General features: G+C 43.8%; 15 protein-coding genes. 3 read left to right on the top strand and 12 right to left on the bottom strand.

All coding sequences use genetic code 11. The features are described from left to right. Nucleotides 1–90: 90 nt before the first annotated feature. From AC787_RS28470 to AC787_RS28430, 9 genes are all read right to left on the bottom strand, one after another. Nucleotides 91–1350 (bottom strand): Gfo/Idh/MocA family protein, encoded by a 1260-nt coding sequence (locus tag AC787_RS28470; protein ID WP_054028344.1) that lies wholly within the window; start codon nucleotides 1348–1350, stop codon nucleotides 91–93. A gap of 50 nt (nucleotides 1351–1400) precedes the next feature. Then, nucleotides 1401–2288, bottom strand: coding sequence for a carbohydrate ABC transporter permease (locus AC787_RS28465; RefSeq protein ID WP_054028343.1), 888 nt, complete (start codon nucleotides 2286–2288; stop codon nucleotides 1401–1403). Nucleotides 2289–2305: 17 nt separating this feature from the next. Next, nucleotides 2306–3160 (bottom strand): ABC transporter permease, encoded by an 855-nt coding sequence (locus AC787_RS28460; RefSeq protein WP_054028635.1) that lies wholly within the window; start codon nucleotides 3158–3160, stop codon nucleotides 2306–2308. 188 nt (nucleotides 3161–3348) lie between these two features. Further along, the gene (locus AC787_RS28455) at nucleotides 3349–5064 is read right to left on the bottom strand and encodes an extracellular solute-binding protein (protein ID WP_054028342.1); all 1716 of its coding nucleotides are present in this window, start codon (nucleotides 5062–5064) and stop codon (nucleotides 3349–3351) included. A gap of 99 nt (nucleotides 5065–5163) precedes the next feature. Next, nucleotides 5164–6849 (bottom strand): response regulator transcription factor, encoded by a 1686-nt coding sequence (locus AC787_RS28450; protein ID WP_054028341.1) that lies wholly within the window; start codon nucleotides 6847–6849, stop codon nucleotides 5164–5166. Nucleotides 6850–6862: 13 nt separating this feature from the next. After that, nucleotides 6863–8596 carry a sensor histidine kinase gene (locus tag AC787_RS28445; protein ID WP_161807578.1) on the bottom strand — a complete coding sequence of 578 codons (1734 nt, stop codon included), beginning with the start codon at nucleotides 8594–8596 and terminating at the stop codon, nucleotides 6863–6865. A 343-nt stretch (nucleotides 8597–8939) separates the two neighbouring features. Further along, nucleotides 8940–10526 carry a glycosyltransferase family 39 protein gene (locus AC787_RS28440; protein ID WP_082361229.1) on the bottom strand — a complete coding sequence of 529 codons (1587 nt, stop codon included), beginning with the start codon at nucleotides 10524–10526 and terminating at the stop codon, nucleotides 8940–8942. Continuing rightward, nucleotides 10526–11818, bottom strand: coding sequence for an MFS transporter (locus AC787_RS28435; protein ID WP_054028338.1), 1293 nt, complete (start codon nucleotides 11816–11818; stop codon nucleotides 10526–10528). Before AC787_RS28435 ends, AC787_RS28440 begins: the two co-directional genes overlap by 1 nt. 107 nt (nucleotides 11819–11925) lie before the next feature. Further along, complete coding sequence (locus AC787_RS28430) at nucleotides 11926–12486, bottom strand: GNAT family N-acetyltransferase (RefSeq protein ID WP_054028337.1); 561 nt, start codon at nucleotides 12484–12486, stop codon at nucleotides 11926–11928. 69 nt (nucleotides 12487–12555) lie between these two features. Between AC787_RS28430 and AC787_RS28425 the strand changes: the two genes are divergently transcribed. Both AC787_RS28425 and AC787_RS28420 read left to right on the top strand, forming a co-directional pair. Then, nucleotides 12556–14790, top strand: coding sequence for a UvrD-helicase domain-containing protein (locus AC787_RS28425; protein WP_235561152.1), 2235 nt, complete (start codon nucleotides 12556–12558; stop codon nucleotides 14788–14790). A gap of 18 nt (nucleotides 14791–14808) precedes the next feature. Then, nucleotides 14809–15795, top strand: coding sequence for an HD domain-containing phosphohydrolase (locus AC787_RS28420; protein WP_054028336.1), 987 nt, complete (start codon nucleotides 14809–14811; stop codon nucleotides 15793–15795). Between the two features lie 70 nt (nucleotides 15796–15865). On the opposite strand, the gene AC787_RS28415 is transcribed toward AC787_RS28420, so the two are convergent. From AC787_RS28415 to AC787_RS28405, 3 genes are read right to left on the bottom strand one after another with little or no spacing between them, the layout of a single operon-like run. Further along, on the bottom strand, nucleotides 15866–16429 hold the full coding sequence (locus tag AC787_RS28415; RefSeq protein ID WP_054028335.1) for a GNAT family N-acetyltransferase: 564 nt from the start codon (nucleotides 16427–16429) through the stop codon (nucleotides 15866–15868). A gap of 30 nt (nucleotides 16430–16459) precedes the next feature. Then, nucleotides 16460–16954, bottom strand: a complete 495-nt coding sequence (locus tag AC787_RS28410; protein ID WP_082361228.1) for a 2,4'-dihydroxyacetophenone dioxygenase family protein — start codon at nucleotides 16952–16954, stop codon at nucleotides 16460–16462. 26 nt (nucleotides 16955–16980) lie between these two features. After that, nucleotides 16981–17958: a phosphotransferase gene (locus tag AC787_RS28405; protein WP_054028334.1), complete on the bottom strand. Its 978-nt coding sequence runs from the start codon at nucleotides 17956–17958 to the stop codon at nucleotides 16981–16983. 252 nt (nucleotides 17959–18210) lie between these two features. Here AC787_RS28405 and AC787_RS28400 point away from each other — a divergent pair, with 252 nt between their 5' ends. Beyond that, nucleotides 18211–19239 carry a Leu/Phe/Val dehydrogenase gene (locus AC787_RS28400; RefSeq protein ID WP_235561151.1) on the top strand — a complete coding sequence of 343 codons (1029 nt, stop codon included), beginning with the start codon at nucleotides 18211–18213 and terminating at the stop codon, nucleotides 19237–19239. The last annotated feature ends 66 nt before the right edge of the window (nucleotides 19240–19305 follow it).

The following is a 19305-nucleotide window of genomic DNA, read 5'->3' as shown; positions in this document are numbered from 1 at the left end:
GACCCGATGCCCGAGATCGCCTCGGACGTATGGAAATCAAGATGAACCTGTCGAAATCGCATCGATCCTTTGCCTGCCTTTTATTCAGCTTTACACCCGCACTTTAATGAATTCATCCAATCGAACGACGCGTTTTTCCTTTCGTGAACGCTCTGCGGCAAAAGCCATCATATGGCTTTCCACCGATTTGGCGGCTGAAGTCAGCGTATCCTGGCTGCCGTTTTTACGGATGACATGCACAAAATCACGCATCAATCCGTAATCGCCTCCACCATGGCCCGCATGCCCGCCCTGGTCGGTAAACGTGATGAGCTCTCTTCGACCGGTGCCGAAATACAAGATTTCAATCTCGTTTTTCTCCATTGAGCCCCGGATTTCGCCCTTGGTGCCCATCAGCTTGATCGTCCGATCGCATTCTTTCGTAAAAGCCGTCATCGTAAATACAGCTGTTACTTCATTATCAAACTCCATACTGACTACTTGATGATCCACCACATCGTTATCGCAATGATACACACAACGGCCATATGGCCCCGTAAGAAGAGCTTGATAGCGTGCTTCATAGCTGAGATCATTACTGATTGCCATATCCATCCATCCAGGATGATTGGTCAGATAAACTTTTGGCGCATAATAAGCACATGTATCGGCAGCCGGACATCCGTCAAGACAGCGCAGCGGCGCTCCCTCAGGAGCTTGGTCAGATTTAAAATGGGATAATGCTCCGTATGAATTAAGACTGCTGCAATCCGCTCCCGCCAACCAGAGCAAAATATCCATGTCATGGCAAGACTTAGCAAGAATCATCGGACTCGATTCACTTTCATTACGCCAGTTTCCCCTTACAAAGCTGTGCGCTTGGTGCCAATAGCCTACATTTTCATTATGCGAAATAGACATAAGGCGCCCGATCTTGCCTTCATCCAGCAAACTCTTAAGCGTTTGAAAGAAACGCGTATAGCGGAGCACATGGCAGATTGTAAGCACGCGATTGTGCTTTTCCGCTTGTTCTTGCATTAGAATGCATTCTTCGAAGCTGGCGGACATCGGCTTTTCAAGCAGCACATGATAACCGGCTTCCAAAGCCTGTATTGTCGGTTCGAAGTGCATTTTATCTTGTGTGCAGATCAGGACCGCATCCGCACTTACCTCCGCGTCCAGCAGCTCCTCCCACTTCTCAAAACACATTTCATCATCAATGCCGTGATCCTTCTGCAGACTTAACCGGCGCCGCGCATCCGGTTCTGCTACAGCAACCACTTTCATATCCAGCGGATTGTTCAGCGCATAGCCCGTATAAACCCCGCCTCGCAATCCAGCACCAATTAACGCAACGGTAATCTGTTTCATAATTATTTCCCTTCCTCTCTAAAGCGGCGCGAAATATCCTTCACGTTCTCTTACTCTTTAACACTGCCGATGGTCATTCCCTTAACAAAGTATTGCTGCAGGAAAGGATAAACCAGCATAATCGGAAGTGCGCCAAGAAATATTTGCGCTGTCCTGAGCGTTCTTTCGCTTAAATTTTGCAGCATCGACATATCCTCGGTCGTAATCATTTTAATATTAATGGACGTTACCAACGTTGAAAGATAGGTTTGCAGCGGATAATTATCCGGTGAATTCATGTACAATATACCGTCAAACCAGGAGTTCCAATGACCAACCAGCGTAAACAGGCCGATTGTGGCAATGGACGGCAGCGACACGGGCAAATACACTTTCCAAAGAATAGACCAGTGGCCGGCGCCGTCGATCAAAGCGGCCTCTTCCATCTCTCTCGGAATTCCCCTGAAGAAATTAAGCATCAATACGGCATTCCATACACTAAGCGCACCGGGAATAATAAGTGCCCAAATACTGTTCATCAAACCAGTCTCTTTGACGACGATATAAGTAGGAATGAGACCGCCGCCAAAAAACATCGTAATCGCAAAAAACCAAACATAGACGACTCTATGACGGAATTGCTCAAATGTCTTCGAAAGCGGATACGCGGTAATAAAGACAAGGAACATGTTAATTGCCGTTCCGAGGACGACCCGCTGCAACGTTATCCCAAGCGAACGGAGAAACTCAGGCTTCTGCCCGAGAAAACCGTACGCTTCAAGCGTAAATCCGATAGGCCACAGTTTTACCGAGCCGGCTGATGCGGCCGCATTTGAGCTTAACGATACGGCAAGCAGATGGATGAAAGGAACAACGCACAAAAACGTTATAAATGTCAGAATACATAGGTTAACAATATTGAAGATTTGCCTCCCGGCAGACTGCTTATAGAAATGCAATAGGTTCCACCCGCCTTCTAGAATATTCTATAGTTGCTGAATCTGTATGCGAGGTAGTAAGACAGCGATACCAATACGACCGAAATAGCGGATTTGAACAATCCAATAGCCGCAGCCGGCGCATATTGATGATCGAACAAGCCAAGTCGGTACACAAAGGTATCGATTACATCGGCTTTCTCATACACGATCGGATTATACAGAATCAAGATTTGATCAAATCCTGCATTCAGCACGCCTCCCAAGCTCAATGTGCAAATCAGGATAATAATCGTAGACATTCCCGGCAGCGTAATATGCAGCATCTGTTTCCATCTGCCTGCTCCGTCAACCTCGGCAGCCTCATAGAGATTAACGTTAATGCTGACAATGGCAGCCAGGAATATGATCAAGTTGTATCCCATGCCCTTCCAAACGTCGGATGCGATGATGATGGAAACAAACCAATTGTTGCTCGCCATAAACATGATCGGATCAACGCCGAAGAAAGACAGCAGGCCATTGACGGGACCGCTGAGCGAAAAAAGCTCGATCATAATTCCACCTAGCACGGCCCAAGAGAGAAAGAAAGGTAAAAAGATGCTCGTCTGAATCATCCGCTTGAACCAGTTTTTCGCAACCTCGTTCAGCAATAAGGCCAAAATCAAAGGAACAGCCAAGCCGAAAATAATTTTTAATAAGGAAATGAAAGTGGTATTCCACAGTACCTGATTAAAATCAGGCAAGTTAAACACATAACTGAAATTTTTAAAACCAATCCATTTGGATTTAAAAAAACCGAGCGCTGGTTGAAACTTCTGAAATGCCATCACGATCCCTAACATCGGTCCGTAAGCATAGATCAGCGTTACAATAACGCCGGGGATGAGCATAAGATGCAAAGGGAGTTCTCTTTTCAATTTCCAGCGATTCTGAGGCAGTGTCAATGGTACCTTTCCGATGTTCGTTGTCGTTTGCTTCACATCCGGAGCCCTCCGATTTTCAATAGAATGTTAAAATAAAAAAGAAGGGGAACGATGCTGTGTAGCTTCCCCCTCCTTGCCTTCCGATGACCATGCCCTTATTTATTTCCGTTTTCGGTATACCATTTATTCACTTCGGCAGTAATGTCGTTCCCGCCTAGCTTCTTCCAGTCCTCAACGTATTTGTCGAAATCGGTAATAGGAGCGGAGCCTACGATGATCTTCATGAACGTTTCATCCCTCATCTTGTCTAACGACGAACTCCGTTCGATCATTGTTGGTGTAGGAGGTCCGAAATACTCATCCCATACGACCATTCCATCGTCAACAATCTTCTTGGAGAAACCGACTCCGCCGTCTCTGGCTCCTCGGCTAAACCACATCCCCCAAGCTGCGTTGTCTGTCGGATCTGCAGCATATTTCTTCGCGTTTTCGAAAACAGCCTGTGCTTCGCCTGCGCTCGGGAAGTCTTCAGGCAGATCAAGTGTTTCCTGTCCCGCTTCCACGGCTTCGCTGACCGTTTCCATTATCAGATCAAATACGCCAGGATAATAAAATCTAGGTGTGTACCAATTATAAATGTATCCGTTGGACGGTCCTTTATAATCAACACTTTTTTTATCTGTATACTTGGTTTTGTTCGTCTCAAGGAAGTAATTGGCCATCTTGATCGCCGCTTCCGGATGCTTCGCCTTTTTATTGACGACCAAAATGCTGTTAATAGATCTTTGATTCAAAGTCTTACCCGGTTTGCCTTCAAAAGATGGCAGCTGCAGCGGAATCCAGTCTGCTTTCTGATCGTTATCCTTGTTCAGGTTAAGCGGCCAGTTCGGATACCACCATTCTCCAAATGAAATCCCTACTTTGCCGACCACGATATCTTCACTAATCTTGTCTTCATCCGCCAGCATGAACTCTTTATTCAAAATCCCTTTCCCGTACCATGATTGCAGGGTTGATAACGCTTTCTTTGTTTCTGGCTGAATGTTGCCAGATACAAGGCTGCCGTCAGGACTTTTTAACCAGGCGTTCGGATAGGAACCGTGGCTGTAGAACAATCCTTTGGCATCAAACCCCCAGCCAAAAATATTTTTGTTTAGTATTACGCCGTAAGTATCATCTTTGCCATTGAGGTTTGGATCATCTTTAACGAATGCCTCTGCCACCTTTTCCAGTTCTTCCAATGTGGCAGGAGGCTGCAGCTTTAGGTTGTCAAGCCAGTCTTTGCGAATCCATACGATTTGCGTCCCACCCGTTCCGCTTCCCGTAACGCCCAGCAGTTTGCCGTCGAAGGTAAGGGAATTCAACGCAAAACGATCGTCCTTCTCGATGATTTTCTTCAATGCCGGAGATGCATAATTTTCATAAGCATCAGTCAGGTCAGCCAATATGCCCTGCTCCCGGAATTTCTCGAAGGTTGTCAAATCGACCTGCATGACATCGGGCAGATCACCTGACGCGATCGACAAGCTAAACTTCTGATCAAATTGGTCTTGAGGGACAGACCATAAATACTTAAGATCAATGTTCAGCATTTCTTTCAAATCTTTGACAAACCCGCTAGTTTCAGGCTTGACGCCAGGAAGGGCGTCGGTATCCTCCGGGGGGCGGTATGAAAGGACTTGGGTAACGGTTACAGGCTCATCATATTTGCCCAGTGGATCAAAATTTTCTACCTCATTCGTTTGAGTATCACCTGCTGGCGGTTCTGAGGCCGTGTTGTTTGGAGTCCCCCCGTTGCTGCATGCAGGCAAAACCACAAAAGTGAAAATGGTTGAAGCGATTAGTGCATAGCTAGCAAACTTTCTCCTCATGTTATTCCTCCCCTTTAATGCGTGTCAGTTTTCTTTACAAATTAATCATATCCCGGCCATTACTTCGGAACAATAATAAGATCTTTACATGCTTCTGTTCTATTTACTTTTTATGATAGCGGTCTCTCTATACTCCTGAGGCGTGGATCCGGTCATTTTTCGGAAAAAGGATGTGAAATAAGAAGGCGACTCAAACCCCAGCTTAAGGGCGATTTCATTCACCTTCAACTGCGTGTGTATAAGCATGTCCATCGCCGCCTCAGCTTTCGTTTCATTGATGAAATCAGATAAATTACGTCTGGTCAACTGCTTATAAAAGCGGGAAAGATAGGATGGATTGAAATAAACCACTTCCGCAATGCGGGCAAGCGATAGATCATTTCCCAAATTTTCGTTCACGAAACGATGAATTCGCTCCACAATCTGATTCTCGCTTTTCTCCACCTGCTCCTTTTTCATATGGCAGATCGATACGCATAATCGGTCCAACTGCTTTTCGATTGTCTCCCATTCCGCTGCCGGCTCCATAACCGAAAGACTTGCTACCCCGATGTCTTGGAACGATTTATCGTAACAATCCATGCTGTTTAATGCAGACAGATAGACTAGCAGAAGCTTATAATACCGCTCCATCAAGGCTATATAATTAGAATTTATCTCCTGCTTTAACCTCCCAACCAATTCGGAGGTTAAAGCGGACGCTTCCTTCTCGTCCCCTTCATCAAGAAGTTTTTCTAACACCTTAAGTTTTTTATTGAACTCAACCGCTGGAGGTACGGCGGACTTTCTTGTTTCCCCCTTGAACCATTCGTCGGACTTATCGAGATCGATGATTGCCATTGCCGGTCCGAATACGGCCCGTTGCTTGAAAGCCGCTTTTACCAAATCAAACGTTTGTCCAATTCCATTCCATTCGACGGCTCCCTTACCGACGACAAACGATACCGGAATTCCGAGTTCATTGCGGCAGCTGTTTTGTATCGGTTCCAGCATCCCCTTCAAATAAAAGACCAGCGCCTGCCAGTCCGTTGCGCCGCTCTCTTCGTTAAATTTATCAGCAGCCACGTCAGGTTGTACAAACCATACCAGCTCACTGCGGTCATGGATGACTGTTTCCGCTTTGATTTGCAAAGGCAGATGCTCAGAAAATAGGCTCTGAACAGAATAAAAGAGTTCCATTTTTTTTATATAAGTAGTTTTTTCTTCCCATAGATCCACTTTTCCCGCAATAATCATTAATGGCCTTCCAAGCTCGATTCGCAGAGAAAGCCCCTCATACCATTCGCTGCGCCAAACATTTGCGGCATTATCCCCTGTCAGCAGTGCTTCAAAAAATTCTTTTTTTAATAAAGGCTCTGCCACCGTTAGCTTCAAGCTGGCCCTCTCCAGCATATTCCGATTTCGGTGTTCCTCATCAAGTTTGTTAATCGCTGTGCTTACCGTTTGATGAATAACCTCCATTCCTTCCATTTTCAAAATATAGCTGTCCACATTTTTCTGAATCGCTTTATAAGCATAATCAAACTCACTATGTCCGGTTAACAGAATAACCCTGCAGGAAGGCCAATAAAACAATACATCATCGACAAGCTGCAGCCCGCTTTTACCAGGCATCCGGATATCGCTGATAAGCAGATCTATCTTTGTTTTCTTTGCAATTTCCAACGCCTCGAGCGCCGAATAAGCTTTGCATATGTCGAGCTCCCATTCTACATTATCCTGGAAATGCTGCAGCAATCCGTCTACAATGGAAGGCTCGTCGTCAACAATCAATAATCGATACATTTATCCCATCTCCTTAAATGTCAAAGTAAATGCTGATCTCTGCTTTTAAACCGCCCAATGTACTGCGGGAAACAAAAACGCCGCTTCGTTCCCCAAATTGAAGCTGAATCCTTCGGCCGACGTTAATCAGTCCCGTTTTTTCAGGAATAGATGAGGCAATATTTAGTTTTTTTCGAAGTTCAAAAAGCGATTCGTCCGTGATCGCGTTGCCGTCGTCCTCCACAACAATGGACAAATGGTTATCCTGAAAAGTCGTTTCCATTCTTACGTTCCCACGCCGCATCCCATTTTCGAAGGCGTGTTCAAAGGCATTTTCAACAAGCGGCTGGACGATCAAACGAGGAACCTCAATCGATTTAGCGGCCTCGGGCAGCTCAGTCGCTTCCACAATGATCCGATTTGAGAAGCGGATGCTTTGAATTTCACAGTAGTCAAGCGCATGCTGATACTCCTCCACGAAAGGTACCGAATCCTTCCCACTGCGCGTAATGAATTGGTAATATCCTCCAAGCTTTTGTGCTAATGTCGCAGAGCTTTCCATATCGCCGCTCCGGCAAATCATATAGAGATTAAAAAAACTGTTATACAGAAAGTGAGGATTGATCTGCGACTGCAGCTGTTTCAGCTCGGATTGCTGAAGAGCGATTTTTTGCTCATAATTCTCATTGATCGATTGCCTCAGCTTATCGACCATCTGGTCAAAATTACGGTACAAATAGCCAAATTCATTATCGTGCTGCTGATTTCGAAGGGAGACGATCAGGTTGTCTGTCTCTAATCTTTTAAACGCTTGGATTAGCTTATTTATAGGCTTGTGGATCATCAAATTTACTGAAAAGGAAAACATGATAACGATTGCTATCGATACGAAGGAAAAGAGGATTAACCAGAAGTTGAATTTTTTGAGAGGTTTGATCACTTCGCTCTCATTCATATAAGTGTATAACGTCAATCCAAGGACTCGAATATCCGTACTAGTGATCATATAGTTTTGACTCTCAACCTTAACCATAGTAAAGTCCATCGTTTGTTCAGGTTCATTAAGCGCTTTAGTTGCTTTAATATATCCCATTACCGGATCTTTAGCTTTCACCGATATAACGTCATCGAACTCTTCATCTGCCAGCAAAGCGCCAGAATCCTGAGAGTGCTCAACAAGCTTTAAAAGCGTCTCCTTAAGTTTCGGGATGGAGAGCTCCATATACACAATGATATTGCCGTTGTTTCTGGATTCGATAAAGAGCATTTTTTCATCTTCAAAATAGAATGGCTGTGCAGGCTGCTTGGTACTAAAACTCGATATAGTGGAAAATTCAGAATTTTTAGCTACCTTCATAACACCATTCTGCGTTGAAATCGTTCTGCCGAGGGTTTTCACATATGCTCCTACATTTACAAGAAAATCGCTAGAGTCTTGAATGGTTAGCAGCCGTTCTTCGATCCGATTTACTAATTGAAAATCTTCAAATTCATTTAGCTGTTCACCAAGAAAATTCAACTTTTCTAAGTCAGAGTCGTTCAAAAGATGCAGCTGCTGTTTACGGACAAACGCAATTTGATCATCCAACTGACTGGAATAAAACGTAACATTCGTCAAGCTTGAATTAGCAAATCCTTGTTTCATAAGCGAGAGCCCTGACATATTCATCCATAGATTAATCAGATAAACCGGAATCATCATCACCATAAATACGATGATTACCCTTTGATAGACGTGCAAGCGAGACAGCATTTTAAGTTTCTTCAAAGTTCTGCTCCTTTCAGTCGAGATCATCCCAGCTTTTTTCGAAATTTGTTGAAATGCTTTTAATCTTTTCGACATATAAAAAGCAATTCCTGTAATGAAGTAATTTGAGCATGAAAGAACAAAGCTCTTCTTTTAAAGAACGTTATGTCTCAATTTTGATTAAACTAGTTTTCCGAATGAGAGGAAAGGACATTATAAAACAAAAAAGCAGCTTACTCCTCGTCAGAGGGCGGGCTGCTTTGATCTATTAATCTATCATTCTAACTATTCGTTTCGCATTTACAGCGAACGATCACAATCTGCAATATGAATTTCGCATTCAATCAAAGACTCCAGTTCGTGCCTAAAATGATTCATTAACCTTCGGAGCCGGAATCGTTCCTGTACCGCTCACGACCGTATAATGTTTAAATCTTTTAATCTTATAGCCTGAATCCTCACCCGGAATAGAGTCACTATTCTTGAAAATATAAGCGGCCTCCTCGTTTGTCCTCAGCTCAGGCTTCTCAAAATAGTATCTGCCAAACGATCGAACAAACTGAAAGGGCTCACCCGGATTTATATAGTCGACTGTTCTTATAAACTGTTCTGGATCGATTTTTTCATAAAATAATACATAAATATAAGGCATCATCACTTGATCCGTCACATAGATATTGCCTTCCGTTTCATCTGATGCGTACTGTATAGCTTCTCCAAATGACTCATAGAAAAGCGGGCTTATTTGCTTCGCATAAGTAGTGAAGTAGTTAGCACAGAAGAAAACAAAGAAAATTGAGAACGCCGCTATAACTATAGGGAAAGCGTATTTAACCCGCTTGTGCAGCCACATTAAGCCTGCAACTGCCAAGTATACCGTCGGATAAAAAATAATATTAATACGATTGATGTTCACGTCTGTAATCAGTGTCATTAGTACAGCCGTTCCGAACCAAATCGCTATTACAGCAGTCTCGATACGGAAATGCTTAATCAATTTCATAACACCGTATAGGATGCCAATACCGATAAGCGGCAAGGCTAACGGGTACATATATCCGAATTTAGGGATAGCATTCCACAGCAAACCATCATTTTGAGTCAGATACATTTGCAAAAATGATTTGAAATGGTCTGCAAACGTTGAAAAAATATGACCTTCGAAAGCGGTAGATACTTGCTCTACACGGGGAACGGTTAGTTTTGGAATAGAGAACAGAAACTGAATCGTCGCCATACCATACCGATTAATAAGAACAAACAAGCCGATTGGTGCTGCAAGTATTATGAGAACTGCGCAATTCCAAAGCAGAACTCGCAGCTTGAACGTCTTGCTGACCACGAGTAGAGTTAGTACAGCTGCTCCAAAAACCGGTACAAAAAAATAGGCAGTACCATAAGCATAAAGTGAAGCGGCAAGTGTTAATGTGAAGCCAATCAGCCATTTCGGCTGATGCAGCGCTTTGAACAAGAAAAACACTGCGGTCAGCACCAGAGTAGGAAAAATATTCGACTCTAGCGCCCATCGTGACATCATAATATGCCAAGGGCATATGACGATAAAAAAAGCTGCAGCCGCAGCTGCATGCTTTCTCTTAAATAACTGATTTGCAATCAGATAAAATAACACCATGCCCAGCAGCCCAAATAGGATACTAACCATCCGAACTGACAACTCAGATAAACCAAATAAATAGATAAACGGCATAGATAAGTACGCATAAAGCGCGTTTTGTCCGCTTCCCCATGCTATCAAATGAACGGGCAGCGATATGCCATTGCGATCGATTCCATAATAAAGAATAGAATAGGCCTCATAGCCGATCGATGCCTCATCCTGATTCAAGCCGCCAGGAATGGAGCCCGCGTATACCATTCTAACTGCAGCCCCCATTAAAAACAGAAGCAGCAAAAATGGATTCTTTTTTACCCAGTCTATAAAACTAGTCATTACTGTGGCTCACCGCTTCTTGTCATATGATTAGAATGACGAATAGGATATAAATAGAAGAATAGAAGAGCCACTATTAAAGCTATGAATGGGATGAAGCTGAGCATCGAACGAATACCCCACACTGCTGCATCCGCTTGAACCGCATCCTTCACATAACCTGTAGCCTCCAAAACAACGCCTAGAACAACAGCCTGCAGCGAGATTCCCCATTTGACGATGAAGCCATTCATGCCAAAATACATGCCCTCTCGGCGTAAGTTTGTCCGCTTCTCATCCTCATCAATAATCTCGGACAACAAAACATCCAGCAAAACGAGCAGACCTGCTAAACCAATACCGATAACGACCGCTGCCAAAGCTGCTGTTGCAACACTGGATACGAATAAAAATGGAATCATTGCTAACGCATAGATGCTTACTGCGATCATCACGGTCATGCGCGCCCCCCATCTCTGCAACAATCTACCCCATATGTAGACACAAGGAATTGCAGCGACAAAGATAGCGCCGAGTAGAATCGTATTGCTGCCATCATCAGCCCCAAGTACATATTTGGTGAAGAAAGGAATAGCTGCAGGCAGCATTGCAAAGGTAAATTGTACGAAAAAGCTGCCGATAACGAATAAAACAAAAGCCTTATTTGAGAACGTGAATTTCAAGGATTGAACAAAACCGACTTCTTCACGCGAAACGACAACCTTCTCTTTGCTGGCCGATACCATAATAATAAAGAAAATCAACGCAATACCTGCAAAGATTGCTCCCATTGGCCCCCAGCCCAGATTGCCGTATACGAGAGGAGGCAGCGCCACGCCAATAATCATCCCCACGATGCCGAACATTTGACGCCAAGAGGACACCGATGCTCGTTCTTTCATTGTTGTAAACATTTCAGGAAAGAGTGCTGAATAATTCAATACAACCATAACGAACATAATGTCATAGAGCAACACGATCGTTAAAAAATACCAAAACAACTCTGATCCAGTGCCTACTGGAAACCAAATAGCCGTAAACAAAGCAGCCAGCGGTAACATTCCAAACAGCATGTACGGAATGCGCCTGCCAAAACGGGAGCTGGTACGATCGGAAATATGCCCGAACAACGGGTTTAGCACCGCATTTACGATGCCATGAATCACCATTGCCAGACTGATTAAAGTCGGTTTTACACCAAGCACATCCACATAATAAAAAACGATGTAGGATGCGAAGGCCTGTGCAATTAAGTTGACTGATAAATTTCCCGAGCTGTAAGCTAATTTCGATTTGAAGCTTGCAATAGCCATAAATAACACGCCCCCGGTTACGATGAAAGTCTATGATAAATTACATATATAACTCTCTCATCTTACCGCACAAACCCTTTTTATTCCATAATTAACTTAATGAACAATTACTGCATTTTTACCATTCGGATATAGGGACTTCCACTCACTAGGATCGTACCATCCTCGGTAAAACCAAGCTTTTTGTAAATCGCATAAGCTCTCGTATTTTCTGGCTCCACAATTAATGACAGCCTGTTATATCCTGCCTCTACACCCTTCTGTTCAAAAGCACTGATTAGCGCCTTAGCGATGCCCTGCCCCTGATAGCGTTCAGCAACTGCGATGGAATCCAAGTAATAATCGCCCTCTTGCGCCTCAACAGCAATGATTTCATCCGCACGAACACCTGTATCCCGTCCAGGACGTGTAACAAAGGGCAAATCAAGCTCAGCAGCTCCATCACCTGCATAGCTGATTAGCATACCCGCAATACAATCTTCTCTTCTATCGACAAGAACATGCTTGTAGCTGATCCGATTGTCCTCCCGAATGTAAAATTCACCAAGGATGCGCTCTACTTCAGAATCATCCTCAGTACCAGCTAAAGTATAGGCAATGTGACCGATCGCAGAGAGCAAGAGCGGCATTACTTCTTGTAAATCTTGTTTCATAGCTTGTCCAATCATGATGTCATCCCTCATTCTTTTAATGTTCTGTTATAATAAGTGAATATTATTCTTAAAGGTGATGAAATAGTGAGTAATGTCTATTATACATTTCCCATAGGCATTCGGAACAGTCAGGTTCCTTTTGCCGAGCAAGCGGAAGCCGAAACCAGCCGTCAGCTTGTTGATGCTAACCAGAAAGATGCCGGTTTTTTCCGCTCTTTAGAGCAATTCGGCATTTCACTCAATAGACCTCAAATTGCCGCGGTTCGCCATAATAAAGGTCCTGCGCTGACGCTTGCAGGAGCCGGTTCAGGCAAAACGTCTGTACTCGTATGCCGAACGGCTTATTTGCTTGCTGTACAGGGCGCTTTGCCACAGCATATTTTACTTATGACCTTTTCCAAAAAAGCAGCCGATGAAATGCGCAGCCGCATTCGAGCGCTTCCAGTTCTTAGCCCGCAGGCAGCAAGCGGCGTGGAGGCTCGCACCTTTCATTCCTTCTGCCTCCAGCTGCTGCGGGGCCGCGGATATCGCCAAGGGATTTTGGGAGAGACCGGACAAAAGCATATTTTTTTCAAACGACTGATGCGAGAGCTTTTGCTGCAAAACGAATATGAGCCCGAAACATTGCTTGCACAGCTCTCAGCAATTAAGCTGCAGATGATCAACATCCAGGACCTTCCCGCTTCTACAACGGAGGAAAGAGAGTTAAAGCTGCTTTTCACCCGTTATGAACAGTGGAAGAAAGAGATGGATAAACTCGATTACGATGATCTGCTGCTTGAAGCCTATAAGCTTCTGAGGGACGACAAAGCGCTTCTCGCAACACTTCAGCAACGCTTTCAGTACATCATGATCGATGAATTCCAAGACACGAATCAAGTGCAATATGTGCTCGTCCAAATGCTTGCAGACAAGCATCGCAACCTTATGGTCGTCGGTGATGACGATCAGACGATCTACTCTTTCAACGGCGCAAAAAACGATTATATATTGAACTTCGAGCATCAATATCCGGGCGCAGCAACTTATGTACTTGATATTAACTACCGCTCAACCAGCACAATCGTTGGTCTTGGCAATGCCATCATTCAATATAATAAGCTCCGCAAAGAGAAATCGCTCTTAGCTGTTAAGCCTAAAGGAGTCAGCCCATCCTATGCAAGGCTCAAAACGACGCAGGACGAAGCAAAGCTCATTACGGATACCATTAGTTCGCAAATTGCACAAGGTTATCGCTCCTATGGTGATTTTGCTGTTTTGTTCCGTACAGCGAGCAGCAGCAGGGCACTCATCGAGCTGCTGCTCACGAGGGAACTGCCGTTTATCGACTTCGGCGATGGCCAGCTCTTTTATGACCAGTGGGCGATAAAGACATTAGTTGCACATCTGCGGCTTGCGATGGATCGCCGAAATTTCGATGCTATGGAAATCTTGCTCCCCTCGCTGTATGTCAATCGCGAGCAGGCTATGGCATTCATATGGAACCAGGACAAGCAGCGCGCAAAGAAATGGCCGCTCATTCACTTGCTTGAATTTCCACAAGTGAAAGAGTTTCAGAAGGACAAAATCAAAGAGCGCATCAAGCTTATTAAAGCACTAGCTGAATTAAAACCTGCTGAAGCTATTATGCAGCTTCGCCAATCCTTTTATGACCAATTTCTCGAAACGAGCAAGCGTCATGAGATGACGGAGCATAAGGAAGGTTTAAAGGAAGTGCTGGATGAATTCGAGGCCGCTGCGAGCGCATACGATACCATCGAGGCTTTTCTGACCTATATTGATGATATTACGAACAAGCATGCTGCAGTGCAGCAGCTTCAGAAGCATAATCATAATCGCAGCGCGATATCGCTGATGTCGATTCATAGATCCAAGGGGCTTGAATTTCCGATCGTATTCGTTATCGGTGCCTCCGAAGGTATTTTGCCGCATAGCTCTGCGCTAGCTGCGGATAAGCATAGTGATCGGAGTTCTATTCAAACGGGTGACAACGCGCTTGCAGAAGCGCTTGAGGAAGAAAGAAGACTCGCTTATGTTGCCGTCACCAGAGCCCAAGAAGAATTGTACATCAGCTCTCCTGCTCTGTACCGAGGCAAACCAGCTGAATTATCCCGATTCATTCGTTCTGCATTCATGTCAGGACAAGAAGAGGACGGCGAATCGGAGTCAGCTCTTGCATGGTTATGCACAAGCGATTCCTGCGAGGTATGGCAACGAATTATTACGTACGAGGATTCACAGTCAGTGACGCGAGCTTGCCCATTATGCCAGTCCCCGATGGAGCAAGGAACAAAGCTATTGCCTAAGAAAAAGAAGTGAGGAGAAACCATTAGCAACATGAATGAAAATCTAGTCCATTACCTCAAACTAGCAGATGCTGTGATCATCACAGATATAGAACATCATATTCTTGCTGTCAATCCGTCCTATGAGAAAATTACGGGTTACTCTTCCCAAGAAATAACCGGGAAAAAAGCTGGCATTTTACGTACATCCTATACGCCAAAAGAAACGCATGATCAGATGAAGCTGGCGCTTAAACAAGGCTTGCCATGGTCTGGCGTACTGACGAATCGAAGAAGAGACAGCAGCATTTGGCATTCCTCGATTACAATAACGCCTCTTCATGCTGAAGGGGGGACCTATTATATCGGTGTTTTTCGTGAGCTGGAAAAGCTAAAGAGCGGCTTTTATTTACCTGAGGAGCGCATCGGCTCCATCCAAAGCTCCATGCTCAAGGTGCTGGCCATTTCTTGCGAAATACGTGATCCCGGTATCGAGCAGCATCTCGTACGTGTGCGTGATTTAACGGAACGGTTCACTCACTTCCATAATGAACGCATGTTATTAGGCTGGTCGGAGAACTCAGTGAACCGCATCTCGCATGCGAGCATTTTGCATGATATCGGCAAATCAGGAATCCCGGAGGGCATTCTGTATAAGCCCGGACCTCTAGCCTATTATGAACGACAAATTGTTGAGATGCATACGCAAATCGGCGTTGATATCATCGATAAAATTTATGCTGAGCTTACTGATGATTTATTTAAGCTTGAGCTCGAAATGGGCAAAAATATTATTTTGTACCACCATGAAAAATGGGACGGTACAGGCTACCCGCATCAGCTTGCTGGAGAAAATATACCGATTGAAGCGCGAATCGTTAGCGTCGTCGATGTTTATGATGCATTGACCAGCACTCGTCCATACAAAGAAAAATGGTCCGAAGAGCGTGCATTAGAGTATATTAGTGAACAGCGCGGGCTGCATTTTGACCCTGATCTCGTTGACTCCTTCCTTGCACTCCATTCTAACGAAATGTAAATTTTAGCAAAAAAGCGTCAAACTAGAACATGCTAACCATGTTTTAGTTTGACGCTTTATTTATGTTTGTTTATGCCCCGTATTTAGTGTGGAACTCATCCTCTAGTATAGACATCGTTATGAGGTCATGAAACTTCCCATCCATATATAAAGCGTCCCGTTCTATTCCCTCGCGTTGAAAGCCAATTTTCTCATACACATGGATGGCGCGCGGATTAAAAGCATAAACTCCGAGATGGATCCGATGCAAGTTCAACTTTTCAAATCCATATCTAAGCATAAGAATCATCGCTTCCGTACCATAACCTTTGCCCCGATGCTGCGCCCCTTGAATTCCAATACGTATATTCGCGCTCCGGTTTGTAGCATCAATTTCATTTAATACAACCTCACCGAGCAGCTCGTCTGTTTCCTTCAAAATAATGATAGAATCAAAACGCTCTTCATCCCTCACACTAATTTTGCTAATCCATGCTACAATTTGGTCACGTGTAAAAGCTTTTTGCGAACCTGTCAGCAGATTCATCTCTGTATCTTGGATAAAAGCAAAGTAAGCCTCGATATCAGACTCCCTCGCAGGACGTAATAAAATAGAATGACCTTCTATCATATGTTCTGTTAATTGTTCCTTCAATTTTGATCTCTCCTAATCCTACTCTTCAGATTAATAAATCAACTCATGATTTTCCTGTATACTATTTTGTTCACAAAAGTCCTTATACTTCTTGAGAACGGTGAAAATATCATCTTGACCGGTAATTTCATCGTTGTCATTGAAATATTGAAGTGCTCCTCCTAATATAAAGAGCGTCAATACTTCCTCATCTTCCGTGATCAGTGTATGAATATCTCCGGGCGGTTCAAATATAAATGTTCCTGGGGTAGCTGCCCAATCACGCCCTTCATATCGCCATTTCCCTTGAATGTTATACCCGATCACAGATCCGCCGGTATGCCTATGCTTGCCTAACACTTGATTGCTCTTTATTTTGAATAAATATATCCATGTTCCCGTGCTAAGATCAAAGCGTAAAGGTTTAAAATAACAGGTATGATTTTCATTAAAGGGAACCCATGGTAAATCATCTATTTGAAATATACGTTCAGGCAGTTGAAAGGCTTCTGCTAATTTCACAACCGTCTCATCAATTAACTTCAATTGATAACACCTCCCATTTGTGACATCTATTCTAAATTTCTAAAATACTCCATCTTGCTGTCAATAAATCCATCATCAAAATCAGCTGCTCCGATTAGCTCAGATTCACTGAAACATAAACTAAAGAGCCACAGCTGTCTAAGCGCTACGAATATCGGAACAGCTTTAATATCATTATCGCTTATAGATCTGATTTCCTTGTACCCATTAATAAATGCATTCCATAGTCTTTCAACCTCATCTTTATCATGCCCGCTATGAATTTCTCTCGCCAGTCTAAACTCAGCAATGTCATAAGCTCTCCATCCATACCCACAAATATCAAAATCATAATGTGTCAGTATTCCATCGTCCGAAAAAGCGACATTCGTATTGCCATGCAGATCCCCATGGCAAATTCCAAAGTCCAGTCCTGCTTCCAGATGGATGACTAGCTGATTCTTTAAGCGCATGATCAGCTCATACAGAAATTGATAATCCTCTTGCCGATTTTCCATATGCAACTTGATTATGCTAAGCGGAGTCTCCATTAAATGTTCAAAATCAAGCTCGCCTCTTGCGTGTTCCGAAGTGAAATGGTTTGCAGCTTGGTGAATTTGGGCAACTGCTGCTCCAAATAAACGACTATCTTCTGTATGCTGCATTCTCTTTTCATTACCTTCAGCAAAACTAAACATTACCCCGTACTTTACACCTTCAGGAACATAAAATTCGTTAATTAATGTGCCGTCATTTTTTTGTATCGGTATGGAGACGTTTATACCTTTTGCATGAAGATCGTTTAATAAATCTAATTCAAAAGCAACTTCCGATTTGTTTCTTCTGTCCGCTCGGTAAACTCTAAATATGTATTTGCCTTGCCCCGCCTCTAAAATATAAGTATCGTTCATCCCTCTCAGAAAATATTGCAGACGAGCGGGCTCAAGAATGTCATAGTGTGCTTTAATATGCGACAATAACGCTTCGGTTGATAATAGCGAGTAGGCTACAGGAAATAAATGCAATGAAACCCCATCCTTTTTCATTATCTTATTTCTATCATAAATAAATCATAAATATAGGATTGCGATGAACCTATTAAGCTCAACTATAAATATAATAACAAATTATTTTTGCCCTATCTGGTAGAGAATTACTATTATTATTTTCACCCTCATTTTGGAGCGGCTTAAGACACATGATGTAGCCCATGCAAGCAGCATTGAATACACTACATACAAGAAGCATGACATGCAGACTTCAAAGGAGGAATCCACTTGGATGTATGGAATCAAAGCTATGAGCAGCTCATCTTCCTCCAGGACCGTTCTATCGGGTTGAAGGCAATCATTGCAATTGACAGTACAAAGCTTGGCCCTGCCCTAGGCGGCTGCCGGTTTTGGCAGTACGCAAGCGACGAAGCCGCTGTCTTCGATGCACTGCGACTAGCTCAAGGAATGACCTATAAATCAGCAATCTCAGGTCTTCCATTTGGCGGCGGCAAAGCCGTAATCCTCAGCCAACCTGGTCAAAGCTCACGGGAAATATTGTTTCGGGCGCTAGGTCAGCATATTAAAAACTTACATGGAAGCTATATTACCGGAATGGACCTAGGTACAGATGTTACGGATATGGACTGGATTCGTCTTGAGACTTCCTATGTGACTGATACATCGGGGTCGCTTGGGGCAGTGAATGATTTTACGGCTAAAATGACCGCATACGGGGTGTTCCTTGGAATCAAGGCTTCTCTTAAAAGGGTATTCGGTAACGAAAATATGCAGCAAAAAATAATTGCCGTTCAAGGCTTAGGCAAAGTAGGCTATCAGCTATGCCACTATTTGAAGCGTGCAGGCGCATCGCTAGTCGTAACGGACGTCGATCCAACACGAGTAAAAAAGGTGGTTGAGGACTTCGGGGCATTTCCTTGTAAGCCACATGACATTATGCGCATACCTTGCGATGTATTTTCACCATGCGCATTAGGTGGCATCCTAAACGATTTTACATTAGGTCAGCTAGACTGCAGCATTGTTGCTGGGGCAGCTAACAATCAATTAGCGGAAAGTCGCCATGGCGAGAAGCTTCATGAGCTTGGCATTTTGTATGCACCGGATTTTGTAATCAACGCAGGCGGCATCATCGTAACTTCTGTCGAGCTTACTTTCGGGGATGCGGCCTCAGCGCAGAAGAACGTTGAGAAAATAAAGGATACATTGATAAACGTATTCCAAACAGCTGAAGAAAATGGGATCTCGACTGCGGCAGCAGCCAATCGAATAGTGGAGCAATTACTTAAGGGCTGAATGATCCATCGATAGAAAAAAGGGATGTATCGAAAGTAGGTTTCTCTACTTTCGGTACATCCCTTA

Source organism: Bacillus sp. FJAT-28004 (assembly GCF_001280845.1).
In the GTDB taxonomy this organism is placed as follows: domain Bacteria; phylum Bacillota; class Bacilli; order Paenibacillales; family Paenibacillaceae; genus Pristimantibacillus.
This window is presented reverse-complemented; position numbering and strand designations above follow the sequence as displayed.

What these genes read in the sequence shown, in the direction of transcription:
- AC787_RS28470 (WP_054028344.1), bottom strand. Translation starts at nt 1,350, where the DNA reads ATGAAACAGATTACCGTTGCGTTAATTGGTGCTGGATTGCGAGGCGGG.
- AC787_RS28460 (WP_054028635.1), bottom strand. Translation starts at nt 3,160, where the DNA reads ATGCTCATCCCCGGCGTTATTGTAACGCTGATCTATGCTTACGGACCG.
- AC787_RS28455 (WP_054028342.1), bottom strand. Translation starts at nt 5,064, where the DNA reads ATGAGGAGAAAGTTTGCTAGCTATGCACTAATCGCTTCAACCATTTTC.
- AC787_RS28450 (WP_054028341.1), bottom strand. Translation starts at nt 6,849, where the DNA reads ATGTATCGATTATTGATTGTTGACGACGAGCCTTCCATTGTAGACGGA.
- AC787_RS28440 (WP_082361229.1), bottom strand. Translation starts at nt 10,526, where the DNA reads ATGACTAGTTTTATAGACTGGGTAAAAAAGAATCCATTTTTGCTGCTT.
- AC787_RS28435 (WP_054028338.1), bottom strand. Translation starts at nt 11,818, where the DNA reads ATGGCTATTGCAAGCTTCAAATCGAAATTAGCTTACAGCTCGGGAAAT.
- AC787_RS28430 (WP_054028337.1), bottom strand. Translation starts at nt 12,486, where the DNA reads ATGATTGGACAAGCTATGAAACAAGATTTACAAGAAGTAATGCCGCTC.
- AC787_RS28420 (WP_054028336.1), top strand. Translation starts at nt 14,809, where the DNA reads ATGAATGAAAATCTAGTCCATTACCTCAAACTAGCAGATGCTGTGATC.